The organism is Pseudomonas marginalis, assembly GCF_001645105.1.
GTDB lineage: Bacteria > Pseudomonadota > Gammaproteobacteria > Pseudomonadales > Pseudomonadaceae > Aquipseudomonas > Aquipseudomonas petroselini.
The window spans coordinates 22494-37321 of sequence record NZ_LKEG01000030.1; the positions used below are offsets into that span (position 1 = coordinate 22494).

Annotated in this window: 12 protein-coding genes; 6 read left to right on the top strand and 6 right to left on the bottom strand. The window is 62.8% G+C overall.

Annotation, left to right across the window (positions count from 1 at the left end; translation table 11 throughout):
- Positions 1 to 165 precede the first annotated feature (165 nt).
- Positions 166 to 825 (top strand): YciC family protein, encoded by a 660-nt coding sequence (locus AO064_RS08040; RefSeq protein ID WP_015886035.1) that lies wholly within the window; start codon positions 166 to 168, stop codon positions 823 to 825.
- A gap of 40 nt (positions 826 to 865) precedes the next feature.
- Complete coding sequence (locus AO064_RS08045) at positions 866 to 1954, top strand: endonuclease/exonuclease/phosphatase family protein (RefSeq protein ID WP_015886036.1); 1089 nt, start codon at positions 866 to 868, stop codon at positions 1952 to 1954.
- A 61-nt stretch (positions 1955 to 2015) separates the two neighbouring features.
- Here AO064_RS08045 and hrpB read toward each other — a convergent pair whose 3' ends face one another.
- Positions 2016 to 4526, bottom strand: coding sequence for an ATP-dependent helicase HrpB (gene hrpB / locus AO064_RS08050; RefSeq protein ID WP_064052955.1), 2511 nt, complete (start codon positions 4524 to 4526; stop codon positions 2016 to 2018).
- Between the two features lie 124 nt (positions 4527 to 4650).
- On the opposite strand from hrpB, the gene AO064_RS08055 reads away from it, so the two are divergent.
- Together AO064_RS08055 and AO064_RS08060 are read left to right on the top strand one after the other, a co-directional pair.
- Positions 4651 to 5070: a hypothetical protein gene (locus AO064_RS08055; RefSeq protein ID WP_043205945.1), complete on the top strand. Its 420-nt coding sequence runs from the start codon at positions 4651 to 4653 to the stop codon at positions 5068 to 5070.
- Between the two features lie 9 nt (positions 5071 to 5079).
- Positions 5080 to 5973, top strand: coding sequence for a cation diffusion facilitator family transporter (locus AO064_RS08060; protein WP_015886039.1), 894 nt, complete (start codon positions 5080 to 5082; stop codon positions 5971 to 5973).
- Here AO064_RS08060 and AO064_RS08065 read toward each other — a convergent pair.
- Positions 5970 to 7043, bottom strand: a complete 1074-nt coding sequence (locus AO064_RS08065; RefSeq protein WP_064052956.1) for a DUF6515 family protein — start codon at positions 7041 to 7043, stop codon at positions 5970 to 5972. The genes AO064_RS08060 and AO064_RS08065 overlap by 4 nt on opposite strands.
- Before the next feature lie 397 nt (positions 7044 to 7440).
- On the opposite strand from AO064_RS08065, the gene AO064_RS08070 reads away from it, so the two are divergent.
- Complete coding sequence (locus AO064_RS08070) at positions 7441 to 7920, top strand: Lrp/AsnC family transcriptional regulator (RefSeq protein ID WP_003176264.1); 480 nt, start codon at positions 7441 to 7443, stop codon at positions 7918 to 7920.
- 199 nt (positions 7921 to 8119) lie between these two features.
- Positions 8120 to 8329, top strand: coding sequence for a DUF2788 domain-containing protein (locus AO064_RS08075; protein WP_025999909.1), 210 nt, complete (start codon positions 8120 to 8122; stop codon positions 8327 to 8329).
- Here AO064_RS08075 and AO064_RS08080 read toward each other — a convergent pair.
- From AO064_RS08080 to AO064_RS08095, 4 genes are all read right to left on the bottom strand, one after another.
- Positions 8324 to 8959 carry a pseudouridine synthase gene (locus AO064_RS08080; protein WP_046036578.1) on the bottom strand — a complete coding sequence of 212 codons (636 nt, stop codon included), beginning with the start codon at positions 8957 to 8959 and terminating at the stop codon, positions 8324 to 8326. The genes AO064_RS08075 and AO064_RS08080 overlap by 6 nt on opposite strands.
- A 71-nt stretch (positions 8960 to 9030) precedes the next feature.
- Positions 9031 to 10503 carry an AMP nucleosidase gene (amn, locus tag AO064_RS08085; RefSeq protein ID WP_162471075.1) on the bottom strand — a complete coding sequence of 491 codons (1473 nt, stop codon included), beginning with the start codon at positions 10501 to 10503 and terminating at the stop codon, positions 9031 to 9033.
- A gap of 178 nt (positions 10504 to 10681) precedes the next feature.
- A complete protein-coding gene (locus AO064_RS08090; RefSeq protein ID WP_064052957.1) occupies positions 10682 to 12337 on the bottom strand; it encodes an acyl-CoA dehydrogenase family protein in 1656 nt (551 codons plus the stop codon).
- 67 nt (positions 12338 to 12404) lie between these two features.
- A complete protein-coding gene (locus AO064_RS08095) occupies positions 12405 to 14795 on the bottom strand; it encodes a hybrid sensor histidine kinase/response regulator (RefSeq protein ID WP_064052958.1) in 2391 nt (796 codons plus the stop codon).
- Positions 14796 to 14828 lie beyond the last annotated feature (33 nt).

The window sequence follows — 14828 nt, forward strand, 5'->3', positions numbered from 1 at the left end:
TAGATTGCCGGTAGAAATCGTGGTGTCGCCTTTAATCAGGCGCCGTCCTAGTTATGGGGGTGTTACGAGTTGTTTCAATGGTCTTTACTCAAGGTTTACGTTTGCTTACCGCCAGTGATGATCGGTTAAAGTGTTGCCCTTGCTTTCAGGCCTGCGATGAACTTGATGAATCCGTTAGACGTATTGCGCGACTCTTTCCGCTTCACCCAACGCAACCTGGGCGCCATCGTCCAGCTGTGCTTGCCGTTGGTGATTTTCGAAGCCCTGCTGCAACAGGTGCTCAACCACGTGGTGGGCCCGGATGCGTTCCCCGGCTACAGCGTGGTGGTGGGGTTGCTGGTGTACCCGCTGTACACCGGCGCGCTGATCCTGTTTCTGGATGCTCGCACACGGGGCGAGTCGCCGCGCACTAAAGATATATGGGCCATGGCCCTCACCCTGTGGCCGCGCTTCGCCCTGCTGACGGCCATGAGCACGCTGCTGATCCTCTTGGGGCTGTCGCTGTACTTCCTGCCGGGCCTGTGGCTGATGGTGGTGCTGGCCTTTGCCGAGTACCTGCTGGTGCTGCGCGGCATGCCGGCGCTGGAGGCGATGAAGGAAAGCTTCCGCCTGAGCCGTGGGCATTTCTGGATGATCCTGGTGTGCCTGCTGTGTGTGATGACCCCCTTGTGGCTGCTCAAGGGCGCCAGTGTTGCGGCGTATCCCGAGCCTGCGCCGCTGCTGGGACTGTTGCTGGACAGCGCCCACAGCTTCCTGCAACTGTTTACCAGCGTGGTGCTGTTTCGTTTATTCATGCTGATCGGTGGCGATGCAGACGCACGGTGATATGCTCCGTGCCACTCCTGAAACGCTATAAGCCGAGCCGATGACCCGTTTATTGCGCATCACCCTGCTGGGCCTGTTGATCATCACAGGCCTGCTCGTCACCCTGATCTACAGCCTGACCTGGCGCCCCGAGCCGAAGGAAACCCTGCCGGTGAGCTGCGTTGCACCGCGTGCGCCCACGCTGCTGCCGGGGCAGGCGCTCAAGGTCATGACCTGGAACGTCCAATACCTGGCCGGCAAGAACTACGTGTTCTGGTACGACACCGCCGACGGCAGTGGCCCGGACGACCGTCCCACCGTGGAAGACATGGCCGCCAGCCTCGACGAAGTGGCACGGGTGATTCGCGATGAACAACCCGACATCCTGCTGCTGCAGGAACTCGACGAAAACGCCAAGCCCTCCCATTACCAGGACCAGCTTGCCCTGCTGCAAGAGCGCCTGGTCGACCTCTACCCCTGCAGCGTCCAGGCCTTCGACTGGAAGGCCGACTTTGTTCCCGACTGGCATATCTTCGGCAGCGTCGGTCGCAAGCTGGCGACACTGAGCCGCTACCAGATCGAGCACGCCGAACGCCTGCAGCTGCCGGCGCCCGAAGCCAATATCATCAGCCGCCAGTTCCAACCCAAGCCCGCCCTGCTGTTGACCTACCTGCCGCTGAGCGACGGTGGCCAACTGGCCGTGCTCAATACCCGCCTGGACGGTGACAGCCCTGGGCGCAGTGCGGTGCAGGAACAGGTAAAAACCACGGTCAAGCTGCTGGATAAATTCGAAGGCCGTGGCACGCCCTGGCTGATCGGGGGCGATTTCAACCTGCTGCCCCTGGGGCAATTCCTGCGCCTGGACGCCGGCAAGCGCGGGCAGTATTCGCCGGACAGCGAGCTGCATTTGCTGTGGGACAAGTACCCGATGATCCCGAGCAATAGCCAATCCAGCGGGATTGACCGTGAGAAATGGTTGACCCACTTCCCCAACGACCCGAGCGTGGACGGGCCCGACCGCACGCTGGACTACCTGTTCTACAGCCCGCGGATCAAGCGGGTGGAGGCGAAGGTGCGCCAGGAGGATACGTTGCGTATTTCCAACCATCTTCCGGTGATTGCCCGCTTCCTGCTGCCCGCCGCGCCATAACCAACACCGCAAAACCCATGTGGGAGGGGGCTTGCCCCCTCCCACATTTGGACCTGTGGCGTTACGACTTGCGAGGTTTTATCCGCGCAGTTGCTTCAGCCACCAACGGATCATCCGGCCAATAGTGCTTCGGATACCGCCCCTTCAAATCCTTCTTCACCTCGGCATAGGTACTGCGCCAGAAGTTCGCCAAGTCCTGCGTCACCTGCACCGGCCGACGCGCCGGGGACAGCAGGTGCAGCTTCACCACCTGGCGTCCGCCGGCAATGCGCGGTGTATCCGCCAGCCCGAACAATTCCTGCAAACGCACCGCCAGAATCGGCGGCTGCTCGCTGTAGTCCAGCCGCACCGACGAACCCGACGGCACTTTCACATGCTGCGGCGCCAGTTCGTCCAGGCGCTGGGGCAGCGGCCAGGGCAGCAGGTTATGCAGGAAGCTGGAGATATCCAGGCTGGCAAAGTGGCTCAGCCGCGAGACTTTGCCCAGGTAGGGCATCAGCCAGTGCTCGAGGCTGGCGAGCAACGCCTTGTCGCTGATGTCGGGCCATTCGCTGGTTTTACCGGCGTCCAGCTGGCGCAGCAGCATGACGCGGGCCTGCCACTGGCGCAGCTCCGGCGTCCACGGCAGCAGTTCCAGGCCTTTGCGGCGCACCAGGTTGACCAGCGCCTGGCTGCGTGCGGATTCGTCGAGACCGGTCAACGGCTCACGGCTGAGCACCAATTCGCCGACTTTGCGTTGGCGTTCGGCGCGCAGCACGCCTTCGCGTTCATCCCAGTCCAACTGGTCGACGTTGCACACTTGTTCGGCGAGCACCGTGTCGAACAGCATCGGGTCAAAATCCGCCGCCAGGTAGATGCGTTCTTCACGCTGGCCCTGGCGACTGCCCAGATCGGCGATGACCAGCCAGGGTTGCTTCATCAGGCTGTCAGCCTCGGCGAACACTGCAGCGCGGCCGTTGGCCAGGCGGTATTCGGCACCACCGGGGCGCCGTTGCTGGGCGACACGGTCCGGGTAGGCCAGGGCCAGCAAGGCACCGAGCCAGCGCGGGTGATCGGGGTCGGCAACGGGTTGAGCCGCCTGGCCTCTCAAGTAGCCACGATATTGTCGCGCCAGTTGCTTGGCCCGCTGCACGCCGCCTTGGGTGCCGCGTGCGCGCTCCTCGCCGGACAGAAGCGCCAGCCGACTGTGCAAATCCGCACCGCCACCGCGCAAGATATCGCGCTCTCCCAGCAAGGCGGCCACGTCGCATGCCGTCGCCGCCAACCCGAGATCTTGCCCGCGCAGCAACAAATGGGCGATACGCGGATGGGCCGGCAGTTCGGCCATCTTCTGCCCATGGGCGGTGAGCGTGTCGTCATTCAAGGCGCCGAGGCGCTGCAACAAATCCTGAGCCTGGGCATACGCAGCGGTCGGCGGCACATCCAGCCATACCAACTGCGCAGGCGTGACGCCCCAGCGCGCCAACTGCAGCGCCAGGCCGGCCAGGTCGGCCGCCAGAATTTCCGCACTGCCGTACGCGGCCAACCCTTCATGCTGGTCCTCGGACCACAAGCGATAACACACCCCAGGTTCCAGGCGCCCTGCCCGGCCGGCGCGCTGGGTGGCGCTGGCGCGGGAGATACGTTGGGTGTCGAGGCGGGTCATGCCGCTGCCGGGGTCGAAACGCGGCACCCGCGCCAACCCGGCATCGATCACCACGCGCACGCCGTTGATGGTCAGGCTGGTCTCGGCGATGTTGGTCGCCAGCACGACTTTGCGTTTGCCCGCGGGCGCCGGGTCGATGGCGGCGCGCTGGGCGTTGAGGTCGAGCTCGCCATGCAACGGGCACAGCAGCACATCGGTGCGATCGCCCAAGGCATCGGCCAACTGCTGGTTGACCCGGCGAATCTCCGCCTGCCCCGGCAAGAACACCAGCACGCTGCCGGTTTCGTCATGCAGGGCTTCGAGGATCGTTTGCACCACACGCGGCTCGATGAATTCACCCGGCTGGTACGGCCGCCCCCAGCGCATCTGCACCGGGAACATGCGCCCTTCGCTGCGCAGGATCGGCGCGTCATCCAGCAGGCTGGCCAGGCGTTCGCCTTCGAGGGTGGCGGACATCAGCAGGATTTTCAGCGGTTGCTCATCGCGAAACAGCTCGCGGCCGTTCAGGCTCAGGGCCAGCGCCAGGTCGGCATCAAGACTGCGTTCGTGGAACTCATCGAAGATCAGCAGGCCCACGCCGTCCAGCGCCGGGTCGTCCTGCAGGCGGCGGGTGAGGATGCCTTCGGTGACCACTTCGATGCGGGTGTTGGGGCCGACTTTGCTGTCCAGGCGGATGCGATAGCCGACGGTTTCACCGACCTTCTCGCCCAACTCGCTGGCCAAGCGTTCGGCCGCCGCACGGGCGGCGAGACGACGGGGTTCGAGCATCAGGATGGTCTGCCCGGTCAGCCATGGCTCATTCAACAACGCCAACGGCACACGGGTGGTTTTACCGGCGCCGGGCGGCGCTTCCAGCACGGCCTCATGGCGAATCGCCAAGGCGTCACGCAGGGCGGGTAAAACATCATCAATCGGCAACGAATTCATACTGGCTCCAAAGCAGAGCGGCGAGTATAACGGCGAACTGCCGAGTGCCGACGATGGTCTCAAGGCCATTGCCATAAGACCGTTGCTATATAGTCCCGTATCAACCGTGTTCAGGAGAGTTTCCATGCGTATCGCTTCCCGTGTCATCGGCGGTGTCCTCGCCGTCACCCTGCTGAGCCAACTGACGGCTTGCGGCTCGATTTTCTACCCCGACCGCCGTGGCCAGATCGACGGCAAGATCGACCCGACGATTGCCGTGCTCGATGCCGTGGGCCTGCTGTTTTATGTGATCCCTGGCCTGATCGCGTTTGGCGTGGACTTCGCCACCGGCGCAATCTATTTCGAACCGGGCAAGACCGCCCAGGTCGACCCGCAAAAACTCCACGAAGCCATTGGCGCCGACGGCAAGGTCGACAACGCCAAACTGCAAAGCATCATCCAGAAAGAAACCGGCCGCACCCTGCCGCTCGACGACCCGCGCATGATCCAGTTCAAGGGCAGCGTGCAACAACTCGCCAGCCTGGGCCTGCAACCCGCCGCTTAAGGACCGTCTATGACCATCAGCCCCGAACACGCCAGGCTCCTGCGCCTGGCCACCCGCGCGTCGGTGGGCGTGGCCTGTGCACTGATTATCACCAAGGCCATCGCCTGGTGGCTCAGCGGCTCGGTGAGCATGCTCGCCGGCTTGACCGACTCCCTGCTGGACGGCGTGACTTCGCTGCTGAACCTGGTCGCGGTGCATTACGCCCTGCGCCCGGCCGATGACGATCACCGTTACGGGCATGGCAAGGCCGAGTCGCTGTCGGGCATGGCCCAGGCGCTGTTTATCGGCGGCAGTGCGGTATTGATCGCGTTCCAGGCCTACGAGCGCCTGCAACATCCAGAGCCGGTGGGCGCGCCGTGGTTAAGCATTGGCGTGATCATCTTTTCCCTGGTACTGACGGTGGCGCTGTTGATGCTGCAACACCGGGTGATCCGCGAAACCGGCTCCAACGCCGTGCGTGCGGACTCGCTGCACTACCGCTCCGACTTGATGCTCAACGGCAGCATTCTCGTGGCACTGGTGCTGGCGGGCATGGGCTTTCATCAAGTCGACGCCTGGTTTGGCCTGGGCATCGCCGCCTACATTTTGTGGAGCGCGATCCAAATCGCCCGGGAAAGCTTTGCGGTGCTGATGGATGAAGAGCTGCCGCCGGACGTCAGCCAGCACATGCTGGAACTGGCCCGTGGCGTACCGGGGGTGTTGGGTGCGCATGATTTGCGCACGCGGATTTCCGGCAGCCACTGGTTTGTGCAACTGCACCTGGAACTGCCGGGGGAATTGACGCTATCAGTGGCCCATGGCATCAGCGACCAGGCCGCCGACGCCATTCACAAAGCCTACCCGCGCGCCGAAGTGCTGGTGCACGCCGACCCGCGGGAAGTGGTCACGGGCAATAAAACCTAGTACTGCACCTGATAACCGCGACTGCTCAGGCAGTTGCCCTGGGCCTGGCGGTAGGTTTGCACCACCGCCGGGTCGGGGGCGTAGGTCACTTGCTGCGGGTCGAAACCACTTTGCTGCACCGCCCAGCGATAACAGTCATAACCGTCCTGCTGCACCTGGGCCGGTGACTGGCCGTTGGCGGGATACGCCACCACGTCATAGCCATTACCTTGCGGCGTAGGCTGTGGCGACGGCACGGCGGTCGGCGGTTGCACCACCACGTACTGCTGGGAGCTGCTTTCGTAGGTGTAGTAAGAGCCCGCGGCGAGGAAGAACAGCGCACTGCCTATCCACACTTCACGCGCATAGTCCGGCAGGGAATGCACGCGGATGCCATACGGCGGCGTCACCACCACATAACGTGGGCCTTGCGGGCGGTACCAGTAGCCGCCCGAGTAGAAGTAATCCTGGCCACGGTAAGGCACGCGGTAATTGTGATCGGGGAAGCGGTCGACTACGTAGCCGGGGCGATGTTGCGGGCCTGGGCCCCAGCCATTGCCGTGCCCGTCGGGGCGGCCTGGCCAGCGGTTGTCACCGGGGCGAGAGCCTGGGCCGCCGGCTTCCCAGTGCGAGTTGCCATCATTGCGTCGAGGGATGTCGCGGTAATAACCCTGCCGGGGTTCCTGGGTCTGGCGCACGGTGTCGGGGCGACTCTGGATCGGCAGGTTATTCGACGGTTGCGGTTGCGGCGGTTGCACCGGTCGCCCCTGCTCATTGCCTTGGGGGCGCCCCTGCCATTGGCCACCACCATTCTGGCCACCGCGATCAAAATGCTGATTCTGTGGGCGCGGCTGATTGTTTTCGGGCCGGGCCTGAGTGTTTTCCGGCCGTTGCGGGGCATTTTGCGGGCGCGGTGGGTTGTTCTGCGGACGCGGCTGTTCATTTCCACCAGGCCGACCGCCCTCCGGCCCTCTTTCATGCTGACCACCGCCGTCACCGCGCGGTGCGTTGTCACGCTCGTCGGCGACTGCCTGGGCGCCAACGGTGACCATCAGCAAACCTACACCTGCCAAACGCCAGATGCGCTTCATGCTATTCCTCACTGCGGATTAGGGCCTGTCCATGAGACTGGAAAAGCCAGGCCCGGTTCTCGCACAGGTTATCAGCAGGCAAAAGAAAAGGGGTGACCCGTCGGCCACCCCTTGAGAACTTCGTCCTGGCTCAACGCTTTTGACGTTGGCTCACCTCACGCCGTCTTGTGGACAGTGTGCAGCCTGGAGGCCGGCTCAACCCTGCTGGGGTGGCGGCCGCAGCAGGCCTGATTGGGCGAGCTGCTGTGGACTGTTGTCCAGGCGGTGATTCTGTTGATAAAGATACCCGCCTGCGCCCGACAGATGATTGCGAAGATTGCGTCAATAAACAGTGCTTGCGCAATTTTTAACCCTTCATGGATAATTCACCGCAATAGTTACGACAAAGGCCATCCCAATGAGCAAGCTTGACCGATACGACCTGAGTATTTTGGCGGAATTGCAGCGCGACGCGAGGATCTCCAACCAAGAGTTGGCCGAACGCATCGGCTTGTCGCCGTCGCCGTGCTCGCGCCGGGTCAAGCAGTTGGAGGACGACGGCTACATCTCCCGTCAGGTCGCCTTGCTCGACCGCAAGATGCTCGGGCTGAGCCTGACGGCTTACGTGCTGATCGGCATGGACCGCCACACCCCCGAGCGCTTCGAGAATTTTGAAGCGGCGATCCGCACCCTGCCGCAGGTGCTGGAGTGCAGTTTGGTGACGGGGATGGATGCTGACTATCAGTTGAAAGTGGTGGTGCCGGACATGGATCACTACCAGAAACTGCTGCTGGGGCATTTGACCCGCATTGAAGGCGTGACCAGCGTGCGTTCCAGCTTTGTGCTCAATCAGGTATTGAACAGCACCGAACTGCCCCTGACCCACCTGCGCACTTAAGATCGGTGAAGGTCAAATGTGGGAGGGGGCTTGCCCCCGATGGCTGAGTGTCAGTCAGTTATTTATCAACTGACCCACCGCTATCGGGGGCAAGCCCCCTCCCACATTTGGATTGCACTTCGATCCAGGTCAATGTTGCGTCTGTAACGCTGCCGTATACTTCCCGCCTGCCCTGTCGGAAAAATACCCCGTGAACAACATCGACCCCGCCCTCTTCGAAGAATGGATGATGACCGGCCTGGTCACGATCCTGATCATTTTCATGGGCTTTATCGTTTGGGACCTGGCGAAGAAGTCCAAGGCCGGGCGCTTTGGCTCGTTCATCCTGTTCTTCGTACTGGGCCTGGGCGTGGCCGCGTTCATCATCAAGAGCGTGGTGATCGGCCTGATCGAGTCCGGCGCTTTATAAGCGCGCCGGCACTTCTTTCCATTGGCCCTGATCCAGGCCATCGATTGTCCAATCGCCAATTCGTACACGCACCAGGCGCAACGTGGGCAGGCCCACGGCCGCCGTCATACGCCGCACCTGGCGGTTACGTCCTTCACGAATCACCAATTCCAACCAATGGGTCGGCACGCTTTTGCGAAAGCGCACGGGCGGGTTACGTGGCCATAACGCCGGTTCTTCCAATAGCCGCGCTTCGGCGGGCAAGGTCTTGCCGTCGTTAAGCGCTACACCGTCGCGCAAGCGTTGCAGCTGCTCTTCGGTGGGCTCGCCTTCCACTTGCACCCAGTAGGTTTTCGCCAGTTTGTGCTTGGGGTCGGCAATCCGCGCTTGCAACTGGCCGTCGTTGGTCAGCAGCAACAGGCCTTCGCTGTCACGGTCCAGGCGGCCCGCCGGGTAGATACCGGGGATGTCGATAAAATCCTTGAGGGTCGCGCGCCCGCCTTCGTCGCTGAACTGGGTCAGCACATCGAACGGCTTATTGAACAGGATCAACTTCGGCTCGGCCGGTGGTGCCTTGGCGACACGCCGCGCAGCGGAATACGGGGGTTTCACACCAGGGCGGCGTGAATCGGGACGGGAGGGACGGGACATGGCAAAGGAACATCTAACGGTCAGGACCGACAATGCTAGTGGCCTGACCGTTAAATAACCATCCCAACCGCTTAGCGGAACGGCGGTTCGTCGAAGCTGCGCAGTTTGCGCGAGTGCAGCGAGTTAAGTTCGGTACGCAGCAAATCCACGGCCTCAATGCCGATCTTCAAGTGCTGGCTCACCGCACGTTCATAGAACGCGTTGGCCGAACCCGGCAGCTTGATTTCGCTGTGCAGCGGTTTGTCCGACACACACAGCAACGTGCCGTACGGCACCCGCAGGCGATAACCCTGGGCCGCGATGGTGCCGCTTTCCATGTCCACGGCGACGGCGCGGGACAGGTTGATCAGCGGGCGCTCCTGGGCCCAGCGCAGTTCCCAGTTACGGTCGTCGTAGGTCAATACGGTGCCGGTGCGCAGGCGTTTTTTCAGCTCTTCGCCTTTTTCGCCGGTGACATTGGCCGCCGCTTGCTGCAAGGCCATCTGCACTTCGGCCAAGGCCGGGATCGGGATATTCGGCGGCACCACCCGGTCGAGAATCCCGTCGCGGCGCATGTAGGCGTGGGCCAGTACGTAATCGCCGATGGTCTGGGATTGGCGCAGTCCGCCGCAGTGGCCGATCATCAACCAGCAATGCGGGCGCAGCACCGCCAGGTGGTCGGTGATGTTCTTGGCGTTGGACGGGCCGACGCCGATATTCACCAGGGTCACACCGTGGCCATCAGTGGCTTGCAGGTGATAGGCCGGCATCTGGTAACGGTGCCACACCACGCCTGCGGCAATCGCCGACGCTTCGCCGTGGTCCATGGCCTTGTCGATCACCACGTTGCCCGGCAGCACCATGCGGATAAAGCGCGGGTCGCTGCGCAGTTGCTCCAGGCCATGCAGGATGAACTGGTCGACATAACGGTGGTAGTTGGTCAGCAGGATCCACGGCTGGACATGGCGCCAGTCACTGCCGGTGTAATGCACCAGGCGACGCAACGAGAAATCCACGCGGGCAGCATCGAACAGCGCCAGGGGCAGCGGGTCGGTGTTTTCCCAATCGTAGAGGCCATCGGCGATGCCATCGGTGGCGGCCGACAGGTCGGTGCTGGGGAACACGCGCGCCAGGGTCGCGGCGGTCACGCCGGAGCCGGCCAGTTCGTCGCCCTGCTCCACCACGTACGGGTACGGGATGTTCTGCTGGCTGACGCCGACTTCCACCGTCACGGTGAAGTCGTGCATCAGCGGCACCAGTTGTTCCAGCAGGTACTTACGAAACGCTGCAGGATGGGTGACGGTGACGCTGTAGGTCCCCGGCAACTGGACCTTGGCATAGGCGCGGGTGGTCTGAGGGACTTCGCCGTGGCAGTGGTAGGTCAGGCGCAGTTCCGGGTAGCGAAACAGCGCACGTTGTGCGGCGTCGGGCTCGACGCGGTCTTTGAGGTATTGCTTGAGGGCTTGATTGAGCGCGCCGGTAGCACGCTCATGCAGAGCCGCCAGCCGATCGACGGCCTCTTCGGCGGTTTGAACGACAACAAAAGCTTCGGTCACGGTAAGCATCCTGTGTTCTGACTTGCAGGCCTTTATCTTGCCTGTATCCCGGCCGCACCGAAACACCAGAGTTGGAATGCAGTAAATGTGGGAGGGGGCTTGCCTCCGATAGCTGACTGTCAGCCAACACCTCTATCGCTGACAAACCGCTATCGGGGGCAAGCCCCCTCCCACATTTTTACCGCATTTACATCGATGGATTGGGGGTGGAGCGGGCGACGAGAGCCTCCACATCAACGCCTCGCGGTAAGGTGCCATACACCCGGCCGGACGATTCGCCCAACCGACTGGCGATAAACCCATCACTCACCGCCGCAATCCCCGCCTCGAGCAGCAACTTGGCCTGCAGCGCTACGGCAATGTCCTCGGTGAGCTGCCGCGCGCGGTATTGGATGTCCTGGGTGTCCATGAACGCCGACTTCAGCTGTTCGATATGCCGCGCCAACAGCCGGTCGCCATGTCCATCCCCCAACTCCACAAACAGCGCCTCCAACACACCCGGCTCTTTCGACAACGCCCGCAGCACGTCCAGGCACTGCACATTGCCGGAACCTTCCCACGTCGAATTCACCGGCGCCTCACGGTACAGACGCGGCAGTATGCTGTCCTCGACATACCCGGCACCGCCCATGCACTCGGCGGCTTCGTTGATCATCGCCGGGGCGCGCTTGCAGATCCAATACTTGCCCACCGCTGTCACCAGGCGGGAAAACTTGGCTTCCTGCTCATCACCCAGGTGATCCAGCGCCCGGCCCATGCGCAGGCTCAAGGCCAGTGCGGCTTCGCTTTCCAGCGCCAGGTCGGCCAGCACGTTTTGCATCAGCGGTTGCTCGCTGAGCACGCGGCCACCCACGGAACGATGGGCACAATGATGGCTGGCCTGGGTCAGCGCCTGGCGCATCAGGGCGCTGGAGCCGACCATGCAATCAAAGCGGGTCATGGCGACCATCTCGATGATGGTCGGCACGCCACGACCTTCCTCGCCGATCATCCAGGCCAGGGCGCCACGGAACTCCACTTCGCTGGAGGCATTGGAGCAGTTGCCGAGCTTGTTTTTCAGGCGCTGGATATAGAACTCGTTGCGCGTGTCATCCGGGCGGTGCCGGGGCAGCAGGAAACAGGTGAGGCCCTTGTCGGTCTGGGCCAGCGTCAGGAAGGCATCGCACATCGGCGCCGAGCAGAACCACTTGTGGCCCACCAGTTCATACGCCTGGCCGGGGCCGCCCGCGCCTACGGGGTAAGCGCGGGTGGTGTTGGCGCGCACGTCGGTGCCGCCTTGTTTTTCGGTCATGGCCATGCCGATGGTGGCTCCGGCCTTATGGGCGATGCCGACGTTGCGCGGGTCATAGTCGGTGCTGAGGATTTTCGGCAGCCAGGTCTTCGCAAGGTCCGGTTGCAGGCGCAGGGCCGGCACGCAGGCGAAGGTCATGGTCAGCGGGCAGCCGGTGCCTGCTTCGGCCTGGCTGTGCAGGTAGGTCATGGCGGCGCGGGCCACATGGGCGCCGGACTGCGGATGAGCCCACGGCAGCGACGGCAGGCCGTGCTCGACGGCCGTGCGCATCAGCTCGTGGTAAGCCGGGTGAAACTCCACCAGGTCGATGCGATGGCCATAACGGTCGTGGCTGCTGAACACCGGTTTGTTCTGGTTCGCCAGGAATCCGGCCTCCATCAGCGGCCCGCCGGCCAGCGCACCATACGCATCAATGCGCGCGTGTGCCCAGCCGGCGCCAAAGCGGCGCGACCATTCCTGCAGGGGCAAATCGATGCGGTACAGGTTGGTGCCGTCCAGGGACGGGGGCTGGTTGGTGACGTCGTGGGTTTCGGCGAACTGATGCAGGTTCATGACGGGCCTCCTGGAAAAGGCCACGTTTATTTGAGGCCTGAATTTCAGTTAAGCACCGTCATACGCCTTAAAACAGTGGCATACCCGCCGAATGTCCGGCGCTTTCGCCCTCTACCGTGCCCAGCAACCGCCGCGCCAACACCGCCTGCAAGGCCTCGAACCGTACGGGCTTGGCGAGGCGCTCGGAGACGCCGATGCCATGGCAGTGCTCGCGCTCCGACACATTCAGTGAGGTACTCAAGGCGATTACCGGCAACTCGCCACAGCCAGGCAGTGCACGGATCTGACAGCACAATGAGAAGCCACCTTCTGGAAGGTCCAACAACACCGCGTCGAAATTCCCACCCTGCAAGGCCGCCAGTGCATTCGGCCCACTGTCTACGGTTTTCACCCGATAGCCGAGCTTGAGCAGCATGCCGCGTACCACCAGTTGGCCGACGCTGTTGTCATCCACCAGCAGCACCGAGCAGTCCTGCGGGGCGCGCTGCTTATCCGGGACGGGGCTGGATTCGGCCGGCAGCGGGCTGACTTTCATTTCCAGCTGGAAGCGACTGCCTTTGCTCGGTTCGGAATGATGAGTGAGGCGCCCGCCCAGCAACTCGATCAGCTGCCGACAAATGGCCAGGCCGATACCCAGGCCACCGTATTCGCGGGTGGTGGAACCATCGAGCTGGAAGAAACGCTGATACAGCGTAGCCTCGTCGAGGAAAGCGAAGCCAATACCGGTGTCGGTGACGATAAAGCTCAGGCGCAAGCCACCGTCACTGTGGGGCACGCCGACCACCCGCAGGCGAACCGAGCCTTCGTGGGTGAACTTGAACGCGTTATCGAGCAGGCAATCGAGGCATTGCAGCAGTTTGTCGGCGTCACCCAGCACACGGTCCGGCAGTTCGTCCGCCACGTCGATGGAAAACGCCAGGCCTTTGCTCTGTGCACTGGCGCTGAACTGCTGGCGCAAGGTGTCGAGCGTACCGCGCAGGCTGAACACCTGGGGCTGGGCATTCAGGCGTCCGGCCTGCAATTCGGTCAGGGTGAGAATGCCGTTGACCATGCGCATCATGTCTCGCGCCGAACCGGCTGCGGTTTGCTGGTACTGCGCCAGGTCCGCGTCCAGGGGCACGGTTTGCATCAGCTCAAGGGAGCCAATCACACCGTTCATGGGGGTGCGCAGTTCGTGGGTCAGGGTGGCGAGGAATTCATCCTTGAGCCGGTTGCTGCGGGCCAGTTGCGCGTTGAGCACCTCGAGCTTCTGGCTGGCATCGAAGAGGATCTGCGCCTGTTGTTCGCGCATGGCGTTGATGCGGTCGGCCAGGGCCAGGGACAAAAGCGCCACTTCAATGGCGGAGCCGATCTGGCTGGCGTACATAGTCAGGAACACATTGGGCAGGTAGCCCAGCACCATCAGGGTATTCACCACCCCACCCAGCAGGAACGCCGACCAGGCGATGATGAAATAGCGCGCCACCCGCTGGCCGCAATACCAGGCCTTGATGGCGGCGACAAAGATGGTCACGGTAAACACCAATGCCAAACCGGTGGCCAGGCGCAGCGCCAGGGCGTAGCTGGTCATCAACGACAACAGCATCACTACGCCACCACCCGCCACCAGCGCCAGCAGCAGACGGTTGATCCAGCGGCTGTGCTGGGCGGTGTGCAAAAAGCTGCGAGCAAACAGGCTGCCGAAGAGCGCTGCCGCAACGATCAGGAACGGCGTCGCGGCATTAGCCCACCAGGGGTTGTTCGGCCAGAAATACTCCACCGCCGCGCCATTCACCGACAGCTGATACATGCCGAACGAAGCGATATACAAGATGTAATAAAGGTAGCTGGTGTCGCGCACGCTGAGGTAGATGAACAGGTTGTAGACCAGCATCCCCAGCAACACGCCATAGATCAGGCCCAACACATACAGGCGCAGCGGTTGTTGTTCCAGGTAGGCCGTGCTGGACCAGAGCGTCAATGGCGCCTGGATCGAACCCTCGCTTTGCAGGCGCAGGTAGACGGTTTTTGTCTCGCCCGGCGTGAAGTCGACCTTGAACAGGTAGTTGTTCTGGCGAATCTCACGGGCGGAAAACGGCAGCGCATCCCCCGTGCGCCCGGCCAGGCGGTAGGTGCCGGCGCTGTCGGGCAGGTAGAGGTCGAGGTGGTCGAGCGGCGGGTACGCCAGCTCCAGCAACCAAGTGCGTTGCACGTCGGGGTTTTGGGCCAGGTAATGCAGATTGACCTTCAGCCAGAACACCGAGCGCGAGTAGCCGGCGTTGAGCGTGTCTTTATCGTGGCGTTTGAACTGCGTGGCGGCGGAAGGCGCGCTGACGTCGGCAATCGTGAGGGCGTCGGTCGGGTCTTCGAGCACTTGCATGGCTCGGCCCAGCGGCAGGCTTCGCGTGTCCTGGTTGAACTCGATGGCGCTGGCGAGCATCGGCAGCCCGCACAACAATAAAATCAGCAAATAGCGCATAGAGCCCCAGCGTGGCCTGTCCGGTTATGTCAA